At 46.1% G+C, this 22,901-nt stretch carries 16 protein-coding genes and 2 pseudogenes; 10 read left to right on the top strand and 8 right to left on the bottom strand.

Features of this window, described 5'->3' with window-relative positions; all coding sequences use genetic code 11:
* Positions 1-241 precede the first annotated feature (241 nt).
* Positions 242-1,123 (top strand): Cof-type HAD-IIB family hydrolase, encoded by an 882-nt coding sequence (locus tag E5S67_RS15655; RefSeq protein WP_172188758.1) that lies wholly within the window; start codon positions 242-244, stop codon positions 1,121-1,123.
* A gap of 563 nt (positions 1,124-1,686) precedes the next feature.
* On the opposite strand, the gene E5S67_RS15650 is transcribed toward E5S67_RS15655, so the two are convergent.
* The 5 genes from E5S67_RS15650 to E5S67_RS15635 form a co-directional block, all read right to left on the bottom strand.
* A complete protein-coding gene (locus tag E5S67_RS15650) occupies positions 1,687-2,577 on the bottom strand; it encodes an alpha/beta fold hydrolase (RefSeq protein ID WP_172188756.1) in 891 nt (296 codons plus the stop codon).
* A gap of 156 nt (positions 2,578-2,733) precedes the next feature.
* Positions 2,734-4,761: an adenylate/guanylate cyclase domain-containing protein gene (locus E5S67_RS15645; protein WP_172188754.1), complete on the bottom strand. Its 2,028-nt coding sequence runs from the start codon at positions 4,759-4,761 to the stop codon at positions 2,734-2,736.
* Positions 4,751-9,427 carry a response regulator gene (locus tag E5S67_RS15640; RefSeq protein WP_172188784.1) on the bottom strand — a complete coding sequence of 1,559 codons (4,677 nt, stop codon included), beginning with the start codon at positions 9,425-9,427 and terminating at the stop codon, positions 4,751-4,753. Before E5S67_RS15640 ends, E5S67_RS15645 begins: the two co-directional genes overlap by 11 nt.
* A gap of 323 nt (positions 9,428-9,750) precedes the next feature.
* Positions 9,751-9,876: a hypothetical protein gene (locus E5S67_RS34035; RefSeq protein ID WP_281363543.1), complete on the bottom strand. Its 126-nt coding sequence runs from the start codon at positions 9,874-9,876 to the stop codon at positions 9,751-9,753.
* 230 nt (positions 9,877-10,106) lie between these two features.
* A complete protein-coding gene (locus E5S67_RS15635) occupies positions 10,107-10,616 on the bottom strand; it encodes a hypothetical protein (protein WP_172188752.1) in 510 nt (169 codons plus the stop codon).
* 80 nt (positions 10,617-10,696) lie between these two features.
* On the opposite strand from E5S67_RS15635, the gene E5S67_RS15630 reads away from it, so the two are divergent.
* The 7 genes from E5S67_RS15630 (at position 10,697) to E5S67_RS15600 (ending at position 18,091) form a co-directional block, all read left to right on the top strand.
* Complete coding sequence (locus E5S67_RS15630) at positions 10,697-11,614, top strand: histone deacetylase family protein (protein WP_172188750.1); 918 nt, start codon at positions 10,697-10,699, stop codon at positions 11,612-11,614.
* 466 nt (positions 11,615-12,080) lie between these two features.
* On the top strand, positions 12,081-12,656 hold the full coding sequence (locus E5S67_RS15625; protein ID WP_172188748.1) for a glycosyltransferase: 576 nt from the start codon (positions 12,081-12,083) through the stop codon (positions 12,654-12,656).
* Between the two features lie 192 nt (positions 12,657-12,848).
* On the top strand, positions 12,849-13,175 hold the full coding sequence (locus E5S67_RS15620; protein ID WP_172188746.1) for a glycosyltransferase: 327 nt from the start codon (positions 12,849-12,851) through the stop codon (positions 13,173-13,175).
* A gap of 237 nt (positions 13,176-13,412) precedes the next feature.
* Positions 13,413-14,423, top strand: coding sequence for a glycosyltransferase family 2 protein (locus tag E5S67_RS15615; RefSeq protein ID WP_172188744.1), 1,011 nt, complete (start codon positions 13,413-13,415; stop codon positions 14,421-14,423).
* Positions 14,424-14,620: 197 nt separating this feature from the next.
* Positions 14,621-15,202 (top strand): serine O-acetyltransferase, encoded by a 582-nt coding sequence (locus tag E5S67_RS15610; RefSeq protein WP_172188742.1) that lies wholly within the window; start codon positions 14,621-14,623, stop codon positions 15,200-15,202.
* Between the two features lie 29 nt (positions 15,203-15,231).
* Complete coding sequence (locus E5S67_RS15605; RefSeq protein ID WP_172188782.1) at positions 15,232-16,269, top strand: glycosyltransferase family 2 protein; 1,038 nt, start codon at positions 15,232-15,234, stop codon at positions 16,267-16,269.
* A 571-nt stretch (positions 16,270-16,840) separates the two neighbouring features.
* The gene (locus E5S67_RS15600) at positions 16,841-18,091 is read left to right on the top strand and encodes a glycosyltransferase family 4 protein (protein WP_172188740.1); all 1,251 of its coding nucleotides are present in this window, start codon (positions 16,841-16,843) and stop codon (positions 18,089-18,091) included.
* 159 nt (positions 18,092-18,250) lie between these two features.
* On the opposite strand, the gene E5S67_RS15595 is transcribed toward E5S67_RS15600, so the two are convergent.
* From E5S67_RS15595 to E5S67_RS15585, 3 genes are all read right to left on the bottom strand, one after another.
* Complete coding sequence (locus E5S67_RS15595) at positions 18,251-18,604, bottom strand: DUF1257 domain-containing protein (RefSeq protein WP_006635781.1); 354 nt, start codon at positions 18,602-18,604, stop codon at positions 18,251-18,253.
* 130 nt (positions 18,605-18,734) lie between these two features.
* The gene (gene ycf46, locus E5S67_RS15590) at positions 18,735-20,255 is read right to left on the bottom strand and encodes a stress-responsive protein Ycf46 (protein ID WP_172188738.1); all 1,521 of its coding nucleotides are present in this window, start codon (positions 20,253-20,255) and stop codon (positions 18,735-18,737) included.
* Between the two features lie 107 nt (positions 20,256-20,362).
* Positions 20,363-20,713, bottom strand: coding sequence for a slr0373 family blue light stress response protein (locus E5S67_RS15585; RefSeq protein WP_172188736.1), 351 nt, complete (start codon positions 20,711-20,713; stop codon positions 20,363-20,365).
* 965 nt (positions 20,714-21,678) lie between these two features.
* Between E5S67_RS15585 and E5S67_RS15580 the strand changes: the two are divergent.
* Positions 21,679-21,996: pseudogene (locus tag E5S67_RS15580) on the top strand (transposase); the annotation flags it as partial.
* Positions 21,997-22,411: 415 nt separating this feature from the next.
* A pseudogene (locus E5S67_RS15575) lies at positions 22,412-22,813 on the top strand (hypothetical protein); the annotation flags it as partial.
* Positions 22,814-22,901 lie beyond the last annotated feature (88 nt).

The following is a 22,901-nucleotide window of genomic DNA, read 5'->3' as shown; positions in this document are numbered from 1 at the left end:
GTATTATTAAGTAAGTGGAAATACACATCGCGATCGAGTGCGGTTTTTACGGCAGTAAACTGGCTACTATTATATAGCTGAGCTAAAACCATCCCTAAAGAGTTCTCCTCGATACTTTTTTTGTCGCTTATTTACTTATCTATATTTTAGTCTTCAAAAAATCAGAAGTCGCACTTTGCTATCCCGCCAGTGCCAAAATAAATGGGTGCTTGCAAATCAACAGCTAAAATCTAAAAAAATCATGCAGAATATAACTGCCTCAAATCCAGCTAATGCGACCGATCGCGCTTTTGGCACCGCAGACATTCAATTGCTGGTAGTGGATATAGACGGCACGATCGCAGGTTTGTCAAATACCATCCGAGAACCAGTCAAGCAGGCAATTTTGGCTGCGGAGTCGCGGGGAGTGAAAGTGGCCGTCGCTACGGGCAGGATGTACCGATCAGCTTTGCGTTTTCACCGCGACATCGGCTCAACATTGCCGCTGATTTGCTACCAGGGCGCGTGGATTCAAGATCACGCTACTCAAAAACGGCTGCGGCACTTGCCGCTGTCGAAACAAACTGCTCTGCAACTATTAGACCATTTTGAAGAAGCGCATTTGCGACCGCTGCTTTCGATCCATTTCTACATTGACGACCAACTTTACGTGCCGGAAATTACCGCAGCTACCCGAATTTATGCCGAAAGATCGGGCATTGAACCAATGGTAATTAAAGATTTGCGGCGAGATCTTCCGGGGGAACCGACGAAAGTTTTGGCTTTGTGCGAGAATCCGGGGGTACTCGACGGGTTGCTCAGCAGTATGCGGCAGCGCTACACGCCTGCGGAGCTTTATTTGACTCGATCCGTTGCTACTTTTTTTGAAGCTACGCATCCTTTGGCGAATAAGGGAGATGCGGTGCAGTATTTAGCGGAGGAACTTTTGGGTTTGCAGGCGGCGAATGTGATGGCGATCGGCGACAATTTTAATGATGTAGAAATGATTGCCTACGCGGGTGTGGGCGTGGCGATGGGCAATGCTCCTGATGGTGTGAAGGCTGCTGCTGATTGGGTGGCGCCGGATGTTGAGGAAGATGGGGTGGCGGCTGCGATCGAACAATTTGTTTTGAGCGATCGTTGATCTTTCTAGCACAAATACCGCAGGGGCCGGTTTGCCAACATCTGGAAAAAATCTAGATCGACCCGCCCCAACTCAGGGACAATATTTAAGTTATTATATAACTGTGTAGTTTTGAGTTCTATGCAATCAAGTTTTGATTAGAAAAAAAAATCTACACTTTCGGATTTTTTGAGTTCAAGTCCAGTCAATTACTTTTTTTGCAGCATCTGAAGATTAATTTAACGAACCGCGAAGACGCGAAGAACGCGAAGGAAGAAATGAAGAAGGCGGGGCGGGCTTACAGATATGGGGGATGTGAATTATAGATAATTTAAAACTCTTAAAAATGCTTTTTAACAGAAAAAGCACCGACGACTGGCCGTGTTTCGTCTCGGTGCTTCTTCTGGTTCGCTCCTCACACGTCCATCACTATAGCCGACTCAGTAAATGGTGTCAATACTTTTTACAAAAATAGTTTTTTGAGTCGGCTGCTGCCGGGGTGCCGGTGCGGTGGAGTGAGGCAAAACTTTTGCACTGCAAGGGTTTGACTCGATCGCTCAAAGGTTGCCTTGAGCAGAAAAATTTTACTTGACTTCCAGCAGCCAGTCCAAAATCAGAGCGTTGACTTCACTCGGCCGCTCGTCGTGGGGACAGTGGCCAGTGTTGGGAATTGACACAAATTTCACTGGTTTACCGTTGGCGGCCAATTGTTGATAAATCTGGCTGCCGGCGATCGGCGTCCAGGGGTCGTCTGCGCCCCAAAGTACCAATAACGGACGATCGACTTTGGGCAGCAATTCTGACGGTTGAGGGCCTGCTGGGGCCGTGAGAATCGAGGCAAACACCTGTTGAGCTCCCGGCTCGCAGGAGGGGGCGTGCAGGAGTTCTACGAGTTCGTCGGTGATGGCTTCGGGGTTTCTGTAGACTTGGCGCAGGGTGTTGCGGATGCGGTGTTTTTGGCGGATGTTGTTGAAAACAAACGGGCCGATCAGGGGCGATCGAACTAATTTAGTAAAAGTCCCCATCACTACTCGCAGCGGGAAATTCAGTTCGTCCGGCCGGTGGTTGAGCCCGCCGGCACAGTTGATTAAGACACCGCCTGCTGATATTTCTGGATGGTTGGCGACTACCATCAAACTCAGCAAAGCGCCGATCGAATTCCCGACAAATACAGCCGGTTCCTGTACCAGATCCGCCGAGAAATCTGTCAGCAATTCTTCCCACAATTCCAGAGTGTAATCTAGGGCTGGTTTGGCGGAAGCACCGAATCCCAGCAAGTCCAGAGCAAATACGCGATAGCCGCCGGCCGCGAGTACGGGAATATTTTGTCGCCAATGTCCGATCGAAGCCCCAAATCCGTGAATCAAGATCAGAGGGCGACCGGTTCCTTGGACGGTATATTGGATTTTGTGACCTTTCCAAGTCCAAATTAGCTTTTCAAAACTCGTTGCAGATACTAATTGTTGTGCAGTCACGGCTATTATGTAAAGTTTCGTTAACTACTTTCATCATAGCAGCACCATCTCTTTAGGAGCGGGCTAGAAGCAATGCCCCACAAGAACATTATTCCCAATGCCCGATGCCCAATGCCCGATGCCCGATGCCCGATGCCCCATTCCCAATTCCCATTTTTACTTGTTTTGTAGCAACCAATAAGTCATCATATCCCCCTTACCTTTTACCGGAATCACGCCTCGCCTCTCAAACAAATACTTATCTTTCAAAAGCTTATAAGTAACATCAGTAACTTGAATCCTGCCTGCAAAACCCGTAGCTTCCATCCTCGCCGCCACATTCACCGTATCTCCCCACAAATCATAGGTGAACTTGCTCACACCAATTACTCCCGCAACTACCGGCCCGGAATTGATGCCGACGCGAATTGCCAGTTTTTCCCCTGTCTCGGCGGACAACTTTGCTATTTGTGCCTGCATTCCCAGGGCCATTTGGGCGATCGCCTCGGCGTGGTCATGTCTCGGCGTAGGCAATCCCCCGACTACCATGTAAGCATCGCCAATAGTTTTAATTTTCTCCACACCGTACTTTTCAGCTAACTGGTCGAAATGGGAAAAAATTACGTTCAATCGCTTTACCAACTCCGTGGGAGACATTCTCGCCGACAGTTCAGTAAAGCCCACAATATCCGCAAATAAAACACTTACTTCGGCAAAACTGTCAGCAATTGTAGTTTGCTCAGCCTTCAAGCGTTCTGCTATTGGTTTGGGTAAAATATTTAACAGCAACTTCTCGCTTTGTTCCTGTTGAATTTTCAGCTCTTCTTGCGCTAATTTCCGCTCTGTAATGTCAGAAACAGTACCCTCATAGTAGATAATCTCACCTTTTGAATCCCGAACAGCCCGGACATTTTCTGACACCCAAATCCAGCTCCCGTCTTTGCGGCATACCATAGATTCAAACCCCAAAACGGCATTTTCAGCATCCATAGCAGCCACGAATTCGAGGCGGCGTTCCGGGTCAACGTACAGTTGCTGAGCAATATTTTTAATCTCGGACATCAGTTCTTCTGGCGAGTCGTAACCGTACAATTTTGCCAAAGCTGGATTAGCGCTGAGATAGCGTCCTGAAGGTGTACTTTGAAAAATTCCTTCCATCGCATTTTCTACAATGCTGTGATATTTTTCTTGAGTAATGCGCAGCAATTCTTCTGCTTGTTTGCGCTGAATTAAAGAACCTAATTGAGTGCCGACCGCATTAAAAATGTCTATAAATTGCGCGTCTTTGCGAGAAGACGAAACTTTAAAAAAAACGAGCACTGCCAATACTTCATCGCCTATCAAAATCGGTACGCCAAAACCCGCTTTGAATCCGAGTTCTAGTGCTATTTGACTTCGGCAAAAATCCGGGTAGCCCCTGGAAACATCTTCTACCCATTCGGGTTTTTTGGATGCCCAAACTCGTCCCGGCAGCCCTACATTCATAGGAAATGTCAGTTGTTCGCTTTTGCTGCGGAACGATTCCAAGCTGGCGCTGCTCGCATACCAGCCCCGGGCAGATTGCAGAAAAGTTCCTTCTGCATCGGGAATCCAAGCTTCTCCTACATCCCATCCGATGGTTTCGCCAACTTGGTGCAGAATTACTTCTAAAGCTGAGTGAAAGTCTACAGCTTCGCCGATCGCCCGCGTAGTTTCCAGCAAAAACCTGATTGATTCTTCAGCCCGCTGCCGTTCTGCGATTTCTTCATGCAATCTAGAATTGCGATCGTGCAGTTCTCTAGCTTGCTGTTGCAGTTTCGATTGCAGCGAACGAAGGGAAAGTTGGTTTTCGACGCGGGCCAAGACTTCTTCTACTTGAAACGGCTTAGTAATATAATCTATTCCTCCTACTTGAAAAGCTTTAACTTTTTCCAGCACGTCATTTAGCGCACTAATAAAAATTACCGGAATATCTTTAGTTTTTTCGTTTAACTTTAACTGCTCACAAACTTCATACCCGTTCATTTTGGGCATATTTATATCTAGTAAAATTAGATCGGGAGGGGATATTTGCGCCCCTTGCAGAGCCAGTTGTCCGTTAATAGCTTTCCTGACATGATACCCGTAAGATGTCAGCATAGTGGATAAAAGTCGCAAGTTGTCCGGCATATCGTCAACGATCAAAATGTCTTTAGGAGTCGCTGGCAATGGATAATCATTCATCATAATATAATTGAGTTAAATCGATAATGATATCTATCCGAAAATTATCGACTAAATCTGTTAAAGTGTTAGCGAGATTTGCCTCAGTTTCGGGAATTTGCTCGATGAGTTCGAGGATGCGGTTGTCGTCAACGCAAAGTGCTGCTCGGTGCAACTCGACAACCCAGTCTGTGGGCATTACACTCAAATCCTCAGCGGTCAAACTTTTAAGTAGCGTCCCTGATGAAAAAGAAGTAGAGGAGTTTTCTTCCTCATAAATATAACGCAGGTTCAGGTGATGCGCTATCTTTTCAAAGAGTACCTCTTCCCGAAACGGTTTACAGATCAAATCGTTACAACCAGCAGACAAAATCATCTGCCGCTGCTCGTCAAAAGCACTGGCAGTCAGGGCAATAATTATTGTTTGTCTACCTTCTAGAGTTTGCTTGATCTGTCTTGTCGCTTCGTACCCATCCATTACTGGCATCAGCATATCCATTAATATCAGGTGCGGCTTCCAAGTTAACTGCAAAGCAATTCCTTCTTGACCGTTAGTTGCTTCGCGGACTTCAAACCCCAGCGGTACGAGGAGCTTAAGCAGCAGTTGGCGATTTTCCGCTACATCTTCAACTATTAATATCCGATAAGTTTGTTGTCCGGCTTCTAAAGCAATAACTTGTTTGACGGCCAATTTTTCTTGTCGATCGCTTTCTGTTACTAAGTTAACCGAGATATTAAAGCTGAAAGTTGTGCCTTGGTCGAGTTGACTTTCAACAGCAATATCACCTCCCATAATCCGGACAAACTGTTGGCTGATCGGCAATCCGAGACCAGTTCCCTGCATTGATTTTCGACCAGTTTCGGTTTGTACGAATGGCTTAAATAATGTGGATATTTCCGAGGGAGAAATGCCGGGACCCGTGTCGGCAATTTCAAAATACAATTGGGATTTGTTTTCTTCGGTGGCGTTATTTTCAGCTTGGCTGCTGACGCGCAAAGTAACTGTTCCGTGCTGAGTAAATTTAATCGCATTGCCGAGCAGGTTAATTAAAACTTGTCGCAATTTAGCTTCGTCTGTTTGAATGTACTGCGGCAAATCGCCGATATTTTCAAATATGAGGTGCAAACCTTTTGAGTGGGCTTTTAGTTGCAGCATTTCTTTTATACTGTTGAGAAGCCTGTAGAGATTGAAGCGATTTTCATTAATTGTAATTTGACCTGCTTCTATTTGAGACATTGACAAAACATCATTGATAAGTTCCAGCAAATGTTCGCCGCTGCGGTTGATAATTTCTATGTATTCTTTTTGTTCTTCCGTGATAGAACTGTTGCGAGCCATGACTTGGGAAAAACCGAGAATGGCGTTGAGAGGCGTGCGGAGTTCGTGGCTCATGGAAGCGAGAAATTGGCTTTTGGCACGGTTGGCAACTTCGGCGTTTTCTTTGGATTTAATCAGTTCCATTGACTGCCTTTGAGTCCGGGCAAGCAATTCCGCTTGCTGTAATGCAACTCCTAGCTGAGTGCCTACATCAACTGCAACGTTGATTTCCGCCTCGGTCCACTGGCGGGGAGCTGAATTTTGATAAGAGGCTAGTAATCCCCAGAGCTTTTTGCCGCAGAAAATCGGCACAATAACGTAGGATTGAGCTTGAAATTTTTCTAGCAATTTGATGTAACAATTATCGAAGCCTTGCTTGTAAATATCTGGGACACAAAGGTAAGTTCTACCTCGGCTGTAGACTCCGCCTTTGGTTTCTTGCAAATAGGTATCGTGGACTTCTTGTAAAGTTCTATCTAATTTTTTGACTACGCAAAGTTCGTTGTCTAAAACGCATTCAGTAAGGCTAGAATCGAATTCCTGTGCTTGGATGAAAGAAACCCACTTGCGGTCAAGGGATTCGGCTACAAATTCGCCGCTCCAGTCTGGATTGAAACGGTAAATTGCGACTCGATCGCACTTCATGGTTTCGCGCAATTCTCGGGTTGTGGCGTAAAAAATGTCTCGGATATCTAAAGTCTGCCGCATTCTTTCAATGATGCGGGCGATCGCTCTTTGTCGTAAAGCACTTTCTTGCAGTTCGGTTTCTGCTTGCTTGCGTTCGGTAATATCTACAGCCATTAAAGCAATGCCGATCGCTGTACCGTTATCGTCAATTAGCTGAGTATTGTACCACTCGCAGATGATAATTCTGCCGTCTTTGGTCAGATTTTCGGAAGTGCCGCTGGATTTGGCGTTCAAGCCGTGATTGAAAATCTCAGATACTTGCTGGTGGTAGCTTTCAGGTACGATCAAATCGGAGGCGACTCTCCCTTTCGCTTCTTGCTCGCTGTAGCCAAAAATAGCAACGGCCGCGGGATTCCAAGTGATAATTTCTAAATTGAGGTTTAACTCGATAACTGCGATCGGCGTTTGCTGCAATAAAAATGAGATTCTTTGCTGCGATGCTAGCAGTTTCTCTTCGGCTAATTTGCGGTCTGTGATGTCATTAGCGGTGCCGAGAACTTGTTTGGGTTTACCATCACTTGTTCTGAGAAATACTGTATCCCAACTGTGCATCCAGCGCCATTCACCGTTTTTGTGCCTCATCCGGTATTGACATTCAATGACATCGCCGTCTTTGGCTCGCTCCAGTTTTTGGACGCTTTGAAAATACTTTGGCAAATCGTCCGGGTTGAGCAGTGTTGACATCATTGCTGTACCCATGTCTTGTATTTCTTGGGCGCTGTACCCTAGTATCGCCGCAATTTGTCGGTTGCTGTAGACATTGCGCCGTTCAATTAAATCGTAAACGTACAATAGGTTGGGATTGGAATCGGCGATCGCCTGAATGAAGTGCTGGCTTTCTCGGAGTGCAGATTCTGTTTGTTTGCGGTCGCTAATATCTCGCGCTACGATAATCACTGATTCTGGAGAAAGCGGAGAAATTTTAGCGTCGAGGCAAACTTCGCGATTTCCGACTGTAAAGCTATATTCAACATTGATACTTTGCTTCGTTTTCAGAACTTGTTGGATGGCATTTAATACCAAATCTGCCACAGGTTCCGGCAAGACTTCGTGAGCAGTTCTGTTAATCATTTCGTTTGGAGGTTTCACCAAATTCGCCGTTCCGGTCGGGGCGATTTTGATGCAGCGCCCTTCTGCATTTCTCACTAAAACTGTGTCAGTCATGGCGGCAAAAATAGCCCGCAATTCTGCTTCAGATTCTTGCAGAGCTTGCTCAGCGCAGATGCGGGTGCGAATTTCTGCTTGCAGCAGTTTATTTTGGCGATCGAGCTGCAAAAGCCGATTTTTTTCTCGATCGATCAGTTTAGCTTGAGCGATCGCAATCCCTACTTGAGCCGCCACAGCTTCTAACAAGTCGATTTCATCGCAAGTCCATTCCCGGTAGCGATCGCACTGGTGCAAGCAGATAGCGCCGTTTGCCCTGCCTTGATAGGAAGTGCGAATTGCCAGCATTGATTTCAACCCAACCTTGTGGCAAAGTGGTTGAACAGCTTGCAAAAGAGGGTCTAAATAAACATTGTTGGAGGCGATCGCCACATCTTGTATCATCATTTGTACGACGTGAGGATTGCCCCAAATTGGAATGGGTACGTTCCAAATAGATTCGCACGCGGGTTCGAGATACTCAGCCGCCAGAGGAATATCGACTTGGGGGGTAGTAACGTAAGTATGAATCAAACAGCGATTGACGCAGAATGCCAGACCAATTTGAGTTGCAGCTATTTGAAATATTTTTTCGGGCTGCAAACTTGAGCGAATTTCTTTAGTTATTTTTGCAATCAGCAATTCTCGCTGAACTTGCCGTTCTAAAGCTGCTTTAGCTCCTGCCATTTCTATTTCTGCTTGCTTGCGATCGCTGATATTAAAAAGTACGCCATACCAAACAATGTCGCCATTATCGCGCATTTCGGGTCGAGAATTAGATTGCAGCCATTTGAGTTGACCCGACGGCGTAACAATCCGCCATTCAAAGGCAAAAGGTTCTAAACTTCGAGCACTAGCGGCAAGTTTTTCTTCCAGATATTGACGGTCGTCTGGATGATTTTGATCGAAGCACAAGTCAGGATTTATTAAGATATCCTCACTCTCTAATTCGTAAATTTCCCGACAAGCATAACTGATATATTCAAATTTAAAACTTCCCTCTGCCTTCTTTATAAATTGATAAATAACCCCTGGTATATTGACAGCCAATTTTTGCAACTGCGCTTTGCTTTCCCGGAGTGCTTGTTCTGTATGCTTGCGAAATTCTACCTCTCGTTGCAGTTGGGCATTTTGCTGTTTTAATTGTTTCGATAGCTGTTGGATAGTCAATTGACTTTCGATCCGCACTAAAATTTCTTCTACTTCAAAAGGCTTAGTAATGTAGTCAACACCGCCGACTTCAAAAGCTTTGACTTTGTAAGAAGTTTCATTAAAAATGCTCAAGAAAATTACCGGAATTTCCCGAGTCTCTTTGTTAGCCTTCAGTCTTTCGCAGACTTCGTAGCCGTTCATTTTGGGCATGGCAATATCTAGCAAAATCAAGTCTGGGAGAACGCTAAACTTAGCCTTTACCGCCATTTGTCCAGAAATCGCCCGCTGAACTTTATACCCTTCTTTCGTCAAGATATTTGATATAAATCGGAGGTTGTTGGGCTCATCGTCAATAATTAAAATGTGAATATTTTGTTTTTCTATCAACATTTTTTGTCTTGCCATTATGATTTTTTTAGTGTTAGCAGCAGATTAATGATTTAATAAATTTAGTGATGCTCTTCCAGGGACAATCATTCATAAAACCTTGTTAATTTTCGCAAACATAGGATTAATTTTAGATATTAGCCCATCGAATAACGCATTTTATCTACGTCCAACTTTTTGCCTGCTTGTCTTAAGTTCGCAACTCAAATTAGCCGCATTTTGGTCATCTTTTATTGCAAAAATAAACCTCATCATTCGCTGCAAGAATTAACTATGCCGAAAAAAAGTCATGACTGAGGCACTCCCGACCAAAGAAACCGGATTTTTTAACTCTGTTCAAGGGCTGCGGCGAAGTATTTTTGTGCATAAAACCCCGTTGATGCGCCCGCAACAGTTTTTTGCTTGACTTTAGCATTAAAATTCCCAGGAGCATAACGCAAGCTTCTTGACATTTTTCTGCCACCTTCAAAGAGTTTTAGCAAAGATACACACCTGGACGCACCCCGAGGCGAAGAAACCGGGTTTTTTACTCTTGCCCCGACCTGCAACGAAGTATTGCTGTGAAAAAAAACGGTTTCGACGCATCTGCCCATAAGTCTTAAGATATTTATAGGTAACTAAGACTATAGATCCATCAACCCGCATGCAAAGCCTGCCGTATAAATTCTTTTATAGGTCTTTTCTACGCAAGCAATTCCTTAAGTTTTGCAATATTTTCATTGGTGAGGAAGATTTTAATTTCCAGTTCTTGATCGGCCTCCCACAGCAGTAGAATATTATCTTCCCTAAAGGCGATTTCTGGATTATTTAATTCAAGTGTTTGATATTTAACTTCTGGAAATCCTATGCGAATTACCAATTCGGATTCCAACTGAGGATAGATGTACAATTGCTGTTGCAGGTTGTCTAGTTCGAGTTTTTGAACATTGTTGTTACGTTGGACAGGAAAATCGGCTTTGTACCAATAGAGAGTTTCTTCGCGAATTTGGGGATTGACTATCACAAATGTTTCGTCAAAACGCTGGGGTTGCCAGTGAATTTCGCTGAGACCGCCGATTTGCGGAATCAGTCGCTCTACCCAGCTAATTTCTTTGCCGTTGAGGTTTCCCCACCACTCACTGATATTATCGAGATTGTCAGCATTTTCGGGGTCGGTGCTGCCGGACTGCCAGACTGTTTTTAATGGTTGCATATAATACAGGTTCTCCTAAACATTTAAATTTGAGATTGCAGGCTTTCCATTGGAGATTCATTCGTTCTACAATAATCTTAATGGACTTACCAATTATTTACCACGAAAATTACGTGGCACCCCTGCCACCGGATCACCGCTTCCCGATGGCAAAGTTTCGGATACTTTACCATATGCTGCTCGCGGACGGGGTAGCAGATAAATCGCAATTTCACGCTCCCGAACTTCCGCCTCAAGAATGGATTGAATTAGTCCACGACCACCCCTACGTTCAAGCTTACTGCAACGGGACGCTCGATGACAAAGCTCAGCGGCGAATTGGTCTGCCTTGGAGTCGGGCTCTTGCTAATCGCACTTGCACTGCGATTGCAGGAACGGTACTAACTGCCCAGCTCGCTTTAAAATGCGGTTTGGCTTGCAATACGGCGGGGGGAACTCATCATGCCTTTCCTGCTTTTGGATCTGGTTTTTGTATTTTTAATGATTTGGCGATCGCCTCCCGCGTCCTCCAACAATTGGGTTTAGTTCGCAAAGTTTTAATTGTCGATTTAGACGTGCATCAAGGAGATGGAACCGCTGTAATTTTCCAAGATGACAGCAGCGTTTTTACTTTCTCGATGCACTGCGAAGTCAATTTTCCCGGCACTAAACAAAAAGGCGATTTAGATGTACCTTTGCCTGTTGGTATGGAAGACGACGAATATTTACAAACATTGGATAAATTCTTACCAGATTTGCTTTCAAATGTCAAGCCAGATTTAGTTTTGTACGATGCCGGAGTAGACCCTCATCACTGCGACAAACTGGGAAAATTAGCTTTAACGGATACGGGCTTATTTCGCCGGGAAATGCAAGTTTTGACTGCGTGTTTGGCTGGCGGCTATCCCGTTGCCTGCGTTATTGGCGGTGGCTATTCCGACGACATGAATGGGTTAGTTTACCGGCATTCGCTGCTGCACCGAGCTGCAAGTCAAGCCTACAGGCAATATAAACTTTAAGATTGGTAAATTATGCGACAAAAATCTAGATAAATTTAGTTAATACCACATAAATGAACGGCAGACAGCGCGAGCGATCGCACAAATTTTGGAGCCAGACAATTTATAGTTCATTATAGACTAGCGTTTAATCAATAAATAGGATGTCACGTATGCAAGTTAATTCAAACAACTCAGACTAGGAAAAACACAGAATTTAGAGTTTATAGGACCTATTAACAAGCGTTATTTGATGGTCATTAACGCCTGATCCACCTGCGATGAAAAAGGTGACAGGTATCTCGATCCGCTGTGGAAAAAAAAAGACATAACGGAACACTTCAGGTATCTTAAAAACTTCACCTTAGCAACTTTATGCCAACAAGAAACATCCCCAGGAAATGCAATTCTCGTCACCCGCGAACCATCGTTTTCTAACGTTGAATTCATCGACCTTCCCTCCCCAAACAGCTACCCGGAGGCAATATTGACGCTGCCTGCTACAGTTGCTAAACTTTGGGGTGCGATCGGCAAAGCAGATATTGTACATAGTTGCGTAGCAGGCTGGCCCATTCCTACGGGGTGGTTAGCGGCACCAATAGCCCTGATTCAGGGAAAATTCTACGTACTCGTAGTCGAGTCCGCACCGTGGCGTCTGGCACCAGGCACAACCATAAAAATAAAAGACAGAATCATCGCTTACGTATCAGAAATAGTGAATCGCTGGTGCGTAAATAATGCTAACCTGACAATCTTCAGACAATCGCAATACCAGCAGAGTTTACTGACAAAGCGACAAGAACGAGGTCACGTCATCCACGCTTCTTGGATAGATGAAGAAAATATCATTTCTGAAGCCGATGTAGAGGAAATATGGCACAAAAAGCTATCCCCCTCAACCCAAAAACAGAAACTTCTATTGGTTGGTCGAGTGGAGTCCAGTAAAAGTGTGTTAGTTCTGTTAGAAGAAATAAAAATTTTGGAGAAGAAAAACATTGCTGTCAATCTCGATATACTCGGCGATGGCACACTGTTAAGCGAATGCAAAAGACTTAGCAATTAACTGCAAAAGTCGGTTAATATCCAAATTTTGGGAACGATTGCTTACGGCAAAGAATTATTTCGGTTGCTGCAAGAATATCACGCTATTGTAGTTCCCAGTCTTTCAGAGGATCAGCCCCGGATTGGGCGTTGCTTAATCAGGGTATGAAAAAAATAAGTTGAAAATCCAGAAGCTTTGTGGATACTGGTTTCTATGACTGGCATATTTAGCCTTTCCTACCCTAAATCAGCAACGCCCCGGATTGTTTACGACGATGCTTATTCCCAAGTCGTACCGATACTCGCAAGTAACACAGACAGACTGCGCGACTGCATCCACAACCATAAAACTGGTGTAATTGTTAATTCTAACGACGCTGTAGCCTTAGCAGATTCGATCGAATGGTCGGGGCAAAACTTGCCTCAGCTTCAAAGTATGGGCAAGGCATCTCTCCAGCAGGCTCACAGCATGACGCACCAAGAAATGCACCGTTCGCGGTGGCAGCTTTTATTGAGGATGTTGCAGTCATCCAAAGTTTGAATTTAGCTCGTGACTTTAGAGAGTGCAACTTTCAATTTGAGTTTTTGTATCTTGTTGAGGGTTCGGTTGGTGGCAGGGTGTTCCAGTCCGTGCCGAAAATTTTGATGCCCTACTGCAAAATCTACTGCACGTCCCTTGACTGGTGCTAAAGTAGAGGCGGAGATAAAATAGCGATCGCCCTAGACTTGTCAAAAACCACAAGCTGAGCTAAAAAAGTTCATAAAGAGTATTGCCCTTATGTCGAATGCAAGTGCGTCTAGTCAGCCGTACTCCTTACTCGTAGTCATTGTTAATTACAGGACGCCCCGCCTGACAATCGACTGCTTGCACTCTCTAGTCGACGAAATTAGATCGCTCCCAAATACCCGCGTTGCAATTGCCGACAACGCTTCAGGCGATACCTCAGTCGCAGAAATTGCCGCAGCCATCGCCGCAGAAGGCTGGAGCGAATGGGCATCCTTCGTGCCCCTAGACCGCAACGGCGGCTTCGCCTTCGGCAACAATGCCTTGATCCGTCCCGTACTGCAATCGCCCAATCCCCCCCCTTACTTCCTGCTGCTCAACCCAGACACTGTAGTTCGCCCCGGCGCATTGAAAGCTCTCGTCGATTTCATGGATACTCATCCCGAAGCAGGAATCGCCGGCAGCCGCTTAGAGAACCCCGACGGCACGCCCCAAGAGTCAGCTTTTCGGTTTCACAACATTTTGACCGAACTCGATTTCGGCTGGCGTCTTGGCCCTGTGTCGAAGTTATTGAAAAACAGGGTCGCCGTCCCTCCGATTTCTCAAGAAATCTGCCAAACTGATTGGGTGGCTGGAGCCAGCATGATCGTCCGCCGCGAAGTATTTGAACAGGTTGGCTTGATCGATGAAGCTTATTTCATGTACTGCGAAGAAATGGACTTTTGCCTGCAAGCAAACAAAGCTGGCTGGAGTTGCTGGTATGTACCTGAAAGTCGCGTTGTCCACTTAGTCGGTCAAAGCTCGGGCGTCACCGACACCAAAGCCGCCCGCAAGCGAATGCCCCAGTATTGGTTTGATTCCCGGCGGCGGTACTTTATCAAAAACTATGGTTTTCTTTACGCCGCCTTAACTGATATCTGCTGGGCTTCGGGTTTTGCTGCGTTCCGGGTGCGCCGCGCCGTACAAAACAAGCCAGACAACGACCCGCCAAACTACCTCCAGGATTTCTTGCTCAATAGTGTATTTTTCAAAGGAGGTTCGATAGAAGAATCGAAAATTTTTTAAAGGATTTTTGCAAACAAGTCTCAGCTCGATCGACCGTGTTAAATATGGCCAGTAAATCATTCCCTGAGAGAGCAAAAAGCTTGGTATTCCTCATAAAATAAACTCGTGCATCCGACATTGAAAATCTCAAAAACAGCCGATTATTGTCGGGAGCAAGAAACAGCTAAAACCACCAGACAGAGTGTTGAGAAAAGCTTATGGTAACGCAGACGGACTTAATAAGTGAAAATCAAGTTGAAGCTCCTGCACTAGGATTGTGGGAACAGATTCAAGAAGATTGGATCGCTCACGGTCGCGATTGGACGAAGCCGGGATTTAGGGCCGTAGCTGTTCAGCGCTTTGGTGCTTGGAGAATGCAAGTTGAACCGAAATTACTTCGCGCTCCTTTGAGCATTCTTTACCGATCGCTATACCGAAAAGTTCGCAACACCTACGGCATAGATTTGCCTTACACTGTAAAGCTAGGTCGCCGCGTGGTGATCGAACACCAAGGCGCTATTATTATTCACGGATATTGCACGATCGGCGATGACTGCATTATCCGCCAAGGCGTAACCCTGGGAAATCGCTACTTGGACAAGCCGCTAGAATCTCCTCAATTGGGTGATCGGGTTAACGTCGGCGCTGGTGCAAAAATCCTCGGAAAAGTAAACCTGGGAGACGACGTAAATATCGGAGCAAACGCCGTAGTTTTATCAGACATTCCTGCCGGTCAAACTGCCGTTGGCATTCCGGCGAAGATGATTGCAACGAAAAAAATTCCAGACAAAAATACTTAAATTATTAGATAGCATAGATTATGTCTCAATTGCACAAAGTTGGATTGGTGGCGATCGGACGCAATGAAGGCGATCGCCTCCGAGCGTGCTTGCAATCAGCGAGAGTCCAAGTAGCTCTGGTGGTTTATGTCGATTCTGGCTCAACAGACGGTAGCTTGGAATTAGCCGGATCGATCGGAGCGGATACAGTAGAACTCGACCTATCTACACCTTTTACCGCAGCACGCGCCAGAAATGAAGGCTTTGCCCGCTTGCTGCAATTAGCTCCCGACATTGAATTTGTCCAATTTGTAGACGGCGACTGCGAAATAGTTGACGGCTGGCTCGATAAAGCCCAGGAAGAACTCGCCGCCAAACCCGACGTAGCCGTAGTGTGCGGGCGCCGACGCGAAAGATTTCCCAACGCCACACCATACAACCGACTGTGCGACATCGAGTGGGACACGCCTGTCGGCGAAGCCAAAGCTTGCGGAGGCGACTCCATGATGCGAGTCAAAGCATTCGAGCAAGTCGGCGGTTTCAACCCCGCACTCATTGCCGGCGAAGAACCGGAACTCTGCGTGCGACTGCGCCAAAACGGTTGGAAAATCGAGCGCTTAGATGCAGAAATGACCCTGCACGACGCCCAAATGACTCGTTTTGAGCAGTGGTGGAAGCGCTCTCAAAGAGCCGGTCACGCCTACGCCGAAGGTTCCTGGCTGCACGGCAACACCCCGGAACGCCACTGGGTCAAAGACACGCTCCGCATCTGGTTCTGGGGATTCGTTTTGCCAGCGCTAGCATTGGGTACAGCCTGGTTAACCCACGGGTGGAGCCTGTGGTTGCTGGCCGGCTACCCGGTACTTACTTACCGAATTTACCGCCAGATGCAGCAGCAACGGAATTTGCCAGCCAAGGATGCTGCGCTTTATGCTATATCTTGCGCGATCGGGAGATTTCCCCAGTTGCAGGGTCAGATTCAGTTTCACCAGCGCCGCTTGCTCGGACAGCGCAGCAACTTGATCGAATACAAGACATCAAACCCATCAATTGAGCAAGTTAGAATTAGTGCTAAGTCTACTAAGTAGGTCAGCAATCCTCAACTTAACTTGTTTTTTTCTGCAACTACTCCCCTGTACTCCCGAATCCGGTGTTGGTGTAGAGGCGGGTATTCTCCCCAACCTCTACAGCCGACGCCCGCACCTCAAAAAAAAACGCAGCCTATCGAGTAATTTCTGCAAAACTCAACTTACAAATATCGATTTATAAACAAAGGCTTCCAACGAATAAACAACCCACAATTAAAAGTTTTATTAATTATAGAGCAGTGCAACCCCGAGGCGGCATCTGTACCTTTAGTATGTTACAAATTTTTCCAAGCAATTAGCAAACTCGTAGATGCAACTCTTATTACCCAGGAAAAAAATAAAACGCCCTGTCAAAGTTAAAAGAACACAAAAACATTATTTGTAAAGTTCAAAGCGAACAAAATAAATACTTTACTTAGTGGAAAAGCTGCTGGCAATTAAAGGCAAAAGTAATGGCTTTTTAGCTCAGGTTTTAAGCTATCCAGTTTATGCAGAATTAAATCAATGATTGGCGAAAAAACAGGTTTTTAGTTTAAAGTGTCTGTGAATGCAGTTGGGTTCAAAACCACTTATGCGAATTGTAATTGTTGGTCAAAATGCCTCAACTCAATTCGGCGGCGAGGCATTGCTGCCGCTGAACTACTTCAGGATACTTCGATCGCGCCAAAAAGAGATCTGGTTAGTAGTCCACGCCCGTACCCAGGCAGAACTCACAGCGCTGTTTCCAGAAGCCCGCGATCGAATGCACTTTGTACCCGACACTTGGCTGCACCGGCTGCTTAACAATTGCGGGCTATTTCTCCCTGCAAGAGTGAATGAATTTACTTTTGGGCTGCTCAGTCACCTCTACACCCAAGTCCTACAGCGTCGCATTGTCCGGCGGCTGGTGAGCGAACACCAGATTGATGTTGTACACGAACCGACACCAGTCTCGGCAACAGTTCCTTCGTTAATGTTCGGATTGGGAGTGCCGGTAGTTATCGGGCCGATGAACACGTCGGTTAAATTTCCTCTGGCTTTTCGATCGCGCCAAAATCCGATCATCGATCTTTTAATCGCGATCGGTTACCAGTGCGTCGATTTCTTCAATCGTCTTTTTCCTGGTAAAATCAAAGCGGAGACGGTCTTAGTGGCAAACGATCGCACGAAGCAGGCACTTCCGGCTGGGGTGCAGGGTAAAATTATTGAACTTGTGGAAAACGGTGTAGATTTCTCGGTGTGGCGATCGGAATCTACCGTATCTAAGGAACCCAACCCGCAAGTTCATTTTGTGTTCTTGGGGAGGCTGGTAGACTGGAAGGGTGTAGACTTACTGCTAGAAGCCTTTGCACCCGTTGTTGCTCAAACCAATGCAGTTTTGGAAATCATCGGTGATGGGAAGATGCGAGAGGAACTAGAAGCTCAAACAGCTCGTTTGGCGATCGATGATAGCGTCATATTTAGTGGCTGGCTGTCTCAGGAACAGTGCGCTATCAAACTGCAACAAGCTGATGCAATGGTGATGCCGAGTTTGCGAGAGCCGGGGGGAGCCGTGGTTTTGGAAGCAATGGCCGTGGGACTGCCGGTCATTGCGACGAACTGGGGCGGCCCAGCGGATTATATGGATTCCACTTGCGGTATTTTAGTAGAACCAGCTTCTAAAGAAGGCTTTGTCCAGGGACTGGCAGATGCGATGCTGAAGCTCGCTCATTCACCCGAATTGCGACAGAGTATGGCTTGTGCGGGACGGGAGCGGGTCCTGGAGCATTTTGATTGGGAACGGAAAGTCGATCGAATACTTGAAATTTATCAACAAACGATCGACCCTTGCCCGAAGCATTAGGTAGCCGACCATTAAAGCAGCAGCTCTCACGTTGAGAGCTGCTGCTTGGGGGTGCTAAAAAAGTATGTGGCGACCCAAAAACCCCACTCTACTTCCTAGCTAGCTAAAAACGGGTTAACCCGTTTGGTTAACCCGCGAGCTTGGGAACGCGCAGACCGATTAATTTTGCACTACCAGCTTGACGTTGGCGTTTTGCAAACCGCGCTGCTTGACTGCTGCCAAGGTCTTGTTAACTGCGTACTTCTGGTTGATGGAGTTGATTAACTCAGTTTGATTGTGCTTTTTGGCGACGCCCCAGAGGTCAGCAATCAGGTCAAAGGAACCATCGCTATTGCGAGACCAACCCAGGTCATATTCGCCTTCCAGAATCGCCACGATGTCGGAGCGAACGCGCTGACCATTATAGCCACGAACATCAGCTTCTGACTTGACTGAAATGCCCAAGTCGCGCAGGGAAGCTTTCAGGATTTCGGCATCGGTGATTTTGGTACGCAGAGTGCTAAAGTGAGACATTGGATTTCCTCCTAATAAAACTGAGAGAGAAACAACAACGGTCTGGATTTAACGGTGCCGCTGGGCGGCTCTTCAATCGAACTGCTAGCTGTTGCTAGCCTTTGCTCCTGTTTGGACCAGGAGAAAGCTTTTAGAATTCCATTCGCTGGTATTCAGCGACGGAAGACGCAGCGGGCCGTGCACGCTGTCTAGCCCAATCTCGCAGGGCGGTGACCTGTTCGGTCATTGTTTTAGACAGTGGCATTGTGGATTTAATGGCCGCGATGATGTCTAGCTGCGTAAACTCTCGATCTTGAGCGAAGGCTTCGTACATGGCTGCTACTAGCGCTTGCTCAATCTCTGCACCTGAAAAGCCGTCGGAAACATTGGAAAGTTGCTCTAAATCGAAGCGAGTAATTTCCCGACGCCGCTTTGAGAGGTGAATCTTAAATATATCTTGGCGTTCTTCTTTGGTAGGCAGGTCAACAAAGAAGAGTTCGTCGAACCGGCCTTTCCTCAAGAATTCTCCCGGCAACCGCTCGATTCGGTTGGCTGTTGCCATTACGAAGACTGGGGAAGTCTTTTCTTGCATCCAAGTGAGGAAGGAACCGAAAATCCGGCTGGAAGTGCCTCCGTCTGAGTCGGCAGAACCAGTGCCTCCTGCAAAGGCTTTGTCTAGTTCGTCGATGAAGAGGATGGCTGGAGAGATGGATTCTGCGGTTTTCAGGGCGTTGCGGAGGTTGGCTTCCGATCGACCCACCATCGATCCGTCGTAGACTCTACCCATATCTAGCCTCAGCAGGGGCAGTCCCCAGAGGCGGGAGGTGGTCTTGGCAATCAGCGATTTTCCGCATCCCGGTACGCCGAGAATTAACATCCCTTTTGGTTGAGGCAGACCGTATTCTCTGGCCCTTTCAGTAAAGGCGTTGGAACGCTGCCTGAGCCACCTTTTGAGCTCTTCTAAACCCCCGACTGCATCCAGGGTTTCGTCTTCTTCAATGAACTCTAGAATGCCGTTGCGCCGAATTAATTGCTTTTTCTCCGACAGAACGATGTCTACTTCTTCTTCTGTTAGGCGCCCCGTAGAAACTTGGGCTTTGCGATAAACTTTTTCAGCTTCGTCCTTGGTCAATCCCAAGGCTGCTTTTAAAAGTTTTTCTCGCGCTTCTGTGGTAATGCGTCGCGATTTCGTTTGCTCCAACTGACCAGACAATACTTGGTTGAGTTCCTTCATGTCTGGGAGCGCGAAGTCTAATACCACTACTTCCTTTTCTAGCTCGATCGGAATTTGCTGCAAAGGAGACATCAGTATAATTGTCTTTTGCGTTCCTTTGAAGTTGGCGATCGCATCGCGCAACCACCTCGTTACCGGAGGAGAATCTATAAAAGGATGGAGATCTTTGAAAATGTAGATGCTAGCGTTACTGTTGGGTTCTCGCTGCCTGATCACCCATTCAATTGCTGCCTCTGGCGAGACGGTGTTGTGCTGGGTGGTGGTGCGGGGTTGACCGTACTCCACAATGCCGTGAGTTACAGTCCAGATAAATACTCGTCGCTGTGGTTTGGCTTGAGCTATTGTCGAAATTGCTTGCTCACACCGCTCTTCCTCGGATGTCACGAGGTAGATCAGAGGATATTGAGCTTGGATTAGAATACTGATCTCTTCTTGCATAGTCCTCGACCCACTAGAGACGGTGCTATCTTTGCTGAATCTCAATGCTGCCCTTGGCTCTGTTACTGAAAATTTCAGTTCTAGCTTTTTGGGGAAGCAAGGCATTCTTAGCAGGGAACCAATTCTTCCTCTCCCGGTTTAGCCGTGCTGGCGCTGACGCCGGACACCTGCTTTACTGGAAGATCCTGCTCAGCCAATACGCTCGGCTGACTTGTTACGGATGCCAGTTCTCCATCTCGCATTACTACTGAACTCGTGCATTCTGGACAGTTGTATACCCGATGGGTTTGTCCGTAGGAGGCTTCCACTTCGTCAACCAGTTCGGGGTTTCCTAGGTAGAAGACAATTGCCCTTTCTGCAATTGATGACATCGGTTCAGTTTCGACTGCGGCTCTGATTTTGAGCTGGCGATGCAGTTCAGGTGGAAGATACAATGTAACTTTTTGCTTTTCTTGCATATGACAGTGAATTGACTTACCCGGGTATGTATATCAGATTAGCCGCTTCATTCTTTGCTGTCAAGCCTCTATGCTGCTTTAGCGTCATCTTGTAATATCTCGTTACATTTGACGTGACTCTAGGGCAGTTAACAACGGAAAAGTTAGGGGTGTAGCTGATGAGGCATCGGTGCAGTGGCAGGTAGGGGTAGCGTCAAGGACGATCGACCAACTATAAATATGAACAATACAGATATAGGACTAAGACCAACAAATCCTTTGAGCCGCCATCTGGGGTAAGGTGCGCCATAAACACCCAGCCCGCTCATGAGTGGTGAAGAAGTCCCCCAAGCGCTGGAAATGTCAGAGCGGGCGATCGATAGATCTTCTTCATAAGATAGACTACTCGCAATAAATAATATCTATTGCCAATACCCAACGGCTACAATGACGCAAACAGGTTGATTTCACTCCAGAGCGGGCTGGCAATAACCACCCAGCCCAGTGGCAATAAGCACCCTACGGTTAGACTTTTGTGAGGACATTGCCGATACAAATCCGCTGTCGGGGCGCGCGGCGCCACCAAATTAGGCTTAGATGGGCATTTTTGATAGTTGTGAGGTGTCATGCTCAAATTTAAGGGTGATTAACCGATCGGCCCACCAGATATGGCGAAATCAATTAGCGTTTGCCGGCGAACCTCCGGCAATCCCGTGTCAAAACACCGCCCTTGCACAACATAAGCAGCAATTTCCTAGAACTGTCGCAATTCATCCAAACACGATGTTAACTGGAATTCGCCTCTTTCTGGGAAATTGCAAGTAATATGTTTTTCCAAATAATCAAATATTTTATCCGGCATAATTAGGGCTTGCTGAATAAATTGGAAAAGTATACACTCTATGGCTTGTCTGACCGAAAAAAGTAGAGTAGTGCCAGAAAAACAGCTAAAATAGGTCAAAACCCATGCATCACCATCTGCGAGCTTGTACCGAAAATTTGAGCTTGCCCCAAGTCCCCCATTTGAACTCCCCTTCGGAGGGAAGTTGTCACCCTTCAACCGTTGGGTAATGATGGCCCAACTAATCCCGTGGTCAGAGTTTGAATCAGAAGATGCTGAAAAATTCCCGACAGTTATGGGCGCAGCAGCCAAATCCTTTCTGATGGCATTGGGGGCATTAATTATCAAATAAAAACTGGGAATTAGCCATCGTCCAAGAGTCGAACAAATCCGCGAAAACCCGTATGTGCAATACTTTATCGGTCAATCAACCTACAGCAATGAACTGCCATTTGACCCATCACCCTGCCGTTCAATTTTGACAACGGATTAGTGCGAACCTAATTAGGGCTTGCTGACTAAAGTGCAAAAAGCCGAGACCTTCTGTCTTTGACGATCGCGCGATCGAGAGTCGAGTGCAAGATAAGCTAGTAAAATAGCTCAAAACCCTTGCACTACCGTTGACGCTCGTGTACCGAAAAGTTGACCGCCTCGACACCACACCAGAAAGCTTTTAATTCCCCCAATGAGGAAAATTAGCCTTAGATAACCGTTGGGTAATGATGGCAAAATTCATCCCACGGGATGAATTTGAAGCAGAATATGCTCATTTGTGACAAGTTAAGAAAAAGTGCAAATTGTCAAGGGGGTACACAAAAAAATGTAAAATAGGCTGCAACATCTATAGGGCAAGCAGTTGAGCCATAGTTGAACCAGTTATGATTCGCAAAAAAAGAATCAACCGAGACCATGCAAAGAAAAAAAATAGTCCCCAAATAGAAAATGAAGCGATTGCTAATCACCTGGAAGATTTATTAATTCCAGCAATGGCTGCCCAAAAAAGTTTTTATCGCCAACTAAATTTAAGAGATAGGATTCTGACACTACCATTAATGATGGCAGCAATATTAAGTCTTTTATGGCGAAATGTAGCCGGAGTAACAGAATTAACTAGATTATTAAATAGAGAAGGATTTTTATGGTGTGAGCCGTCTGAAATTAGTCAACAAGCATTATCGCTGAGATTTTTAACTTTTCCAGCAATTTTATTGGAAAAAGTATTTAAAGAATTATTGCCTCATTTTCGCCGAAAATGGTTAACAAGAAAATCAAGACCACTATAGCAATCCTAAATCATTATCAAGACTATGATACAATTATATGCAATACTTGATTGTGACAATAAAAAATGAATAACTTACAACTGCA

This window comes from Microcoleus asticus IPMA8 (assembly GCF_013179805.1).
Taxonomy (GTDB): Bacteria; Cyanobacteriota; Cyanobacteriia; order Cyanobacteriales; family Microcoleaceae; genus Microcoleus; species Microcoleus asticus.
The sequence above is the reverse complement of the archived record's forward strand: the minus strand, read 5'-3'. Positions and strand labels throughout refer to the sequence as shown.

Coding starts and splice junctions, on each gene's coding strand:
- E5S67_RS15655 (WP_172188758.1), top strand. CDS start 242: ATGCAGAATATAACTGCCTCAAATCCAGCTAATGCGACCGATCGCGCT.
- E5S67_RS15645 (WP_172188754.1), bottom strand. CDS start 4,761: ATGATGAATGATTATCCATTGCCAGCGACTCCTAAAGACATTTTGATC.
- E5S67_RS15640 (WP_172188784.1), bottom strand. CDS start 9,427: ATGTTGATAGAAAAACAAAATATTCACATTTTAATTATTGACGATGAG.
- E5S67_RS34035 (WP_281363543.1), bottom strand. CDS start 9,876: ATGTCAAGAAGCTTGCGTTATGCTCCTGGGAATTTTAATGCTAAAGTC.
- E5S67_RS15635 (WP_172188752.1), bottom strand. CDS start 10,616: ATGCAACCATTAAAAACAGTCTGGCAGTCCGGCAGCACCGACCCCGAA.
- E5S67_RS15630 (WP_172188750.1), top strand. CDS start 10,697: ATGGACTTACCAATTATTTACCACGAAAATTACGTGGCACCCCTGCCA.
- E5S67_RS15620 (WP_172188746.1), top strand. CDS start 12,849: ATGACTGGCATATTTAGCCTTTCCTACCCTAAATCAGCAACGCCCCGG.
- E5S67_RS15615 (WP_172188744.1), top strand. CDS start 13,413: ATGTCGAATGCAAGTGCGTCTAGTCAGCCGTACTCCTTACTCGTAGTC.
- E5S67_RS15610 (WP_172188742.1), top strand. CDS start 14,621: ATGGTAACGCAGACGGACTTAATAAGTGAAAATCAAGTTGAAGCTCCT.
- E5S67_RS15600 (WP_172188740.1), top strand. CDS start 16,841: ATGCGAATTGTAATTGTTGGTCAAAATGCCTCAACTCAATTCGGCGGC.
- E5S67_RS15595 (WP_006635781.1), bottom strand. CDS start 18,604: ATGTCTCACTTTAGCACTCTGCGTACCAAAATCACCGATGCCGAAATC.
- ycf46 (WP_172188738.1), bottom strand. CDS start 20,255: ATGCAAGAAGAGATCAGTATTCTAATCCAAGCTCAATATCCTCTGATC.
- E5S67_RS15585 (WP_172188736.1), bottom strand. CDS start 20,713: ATGCAAGAAAAGCAAAAAGTTACATTGTATCTTCCACCTGAACTGCAT.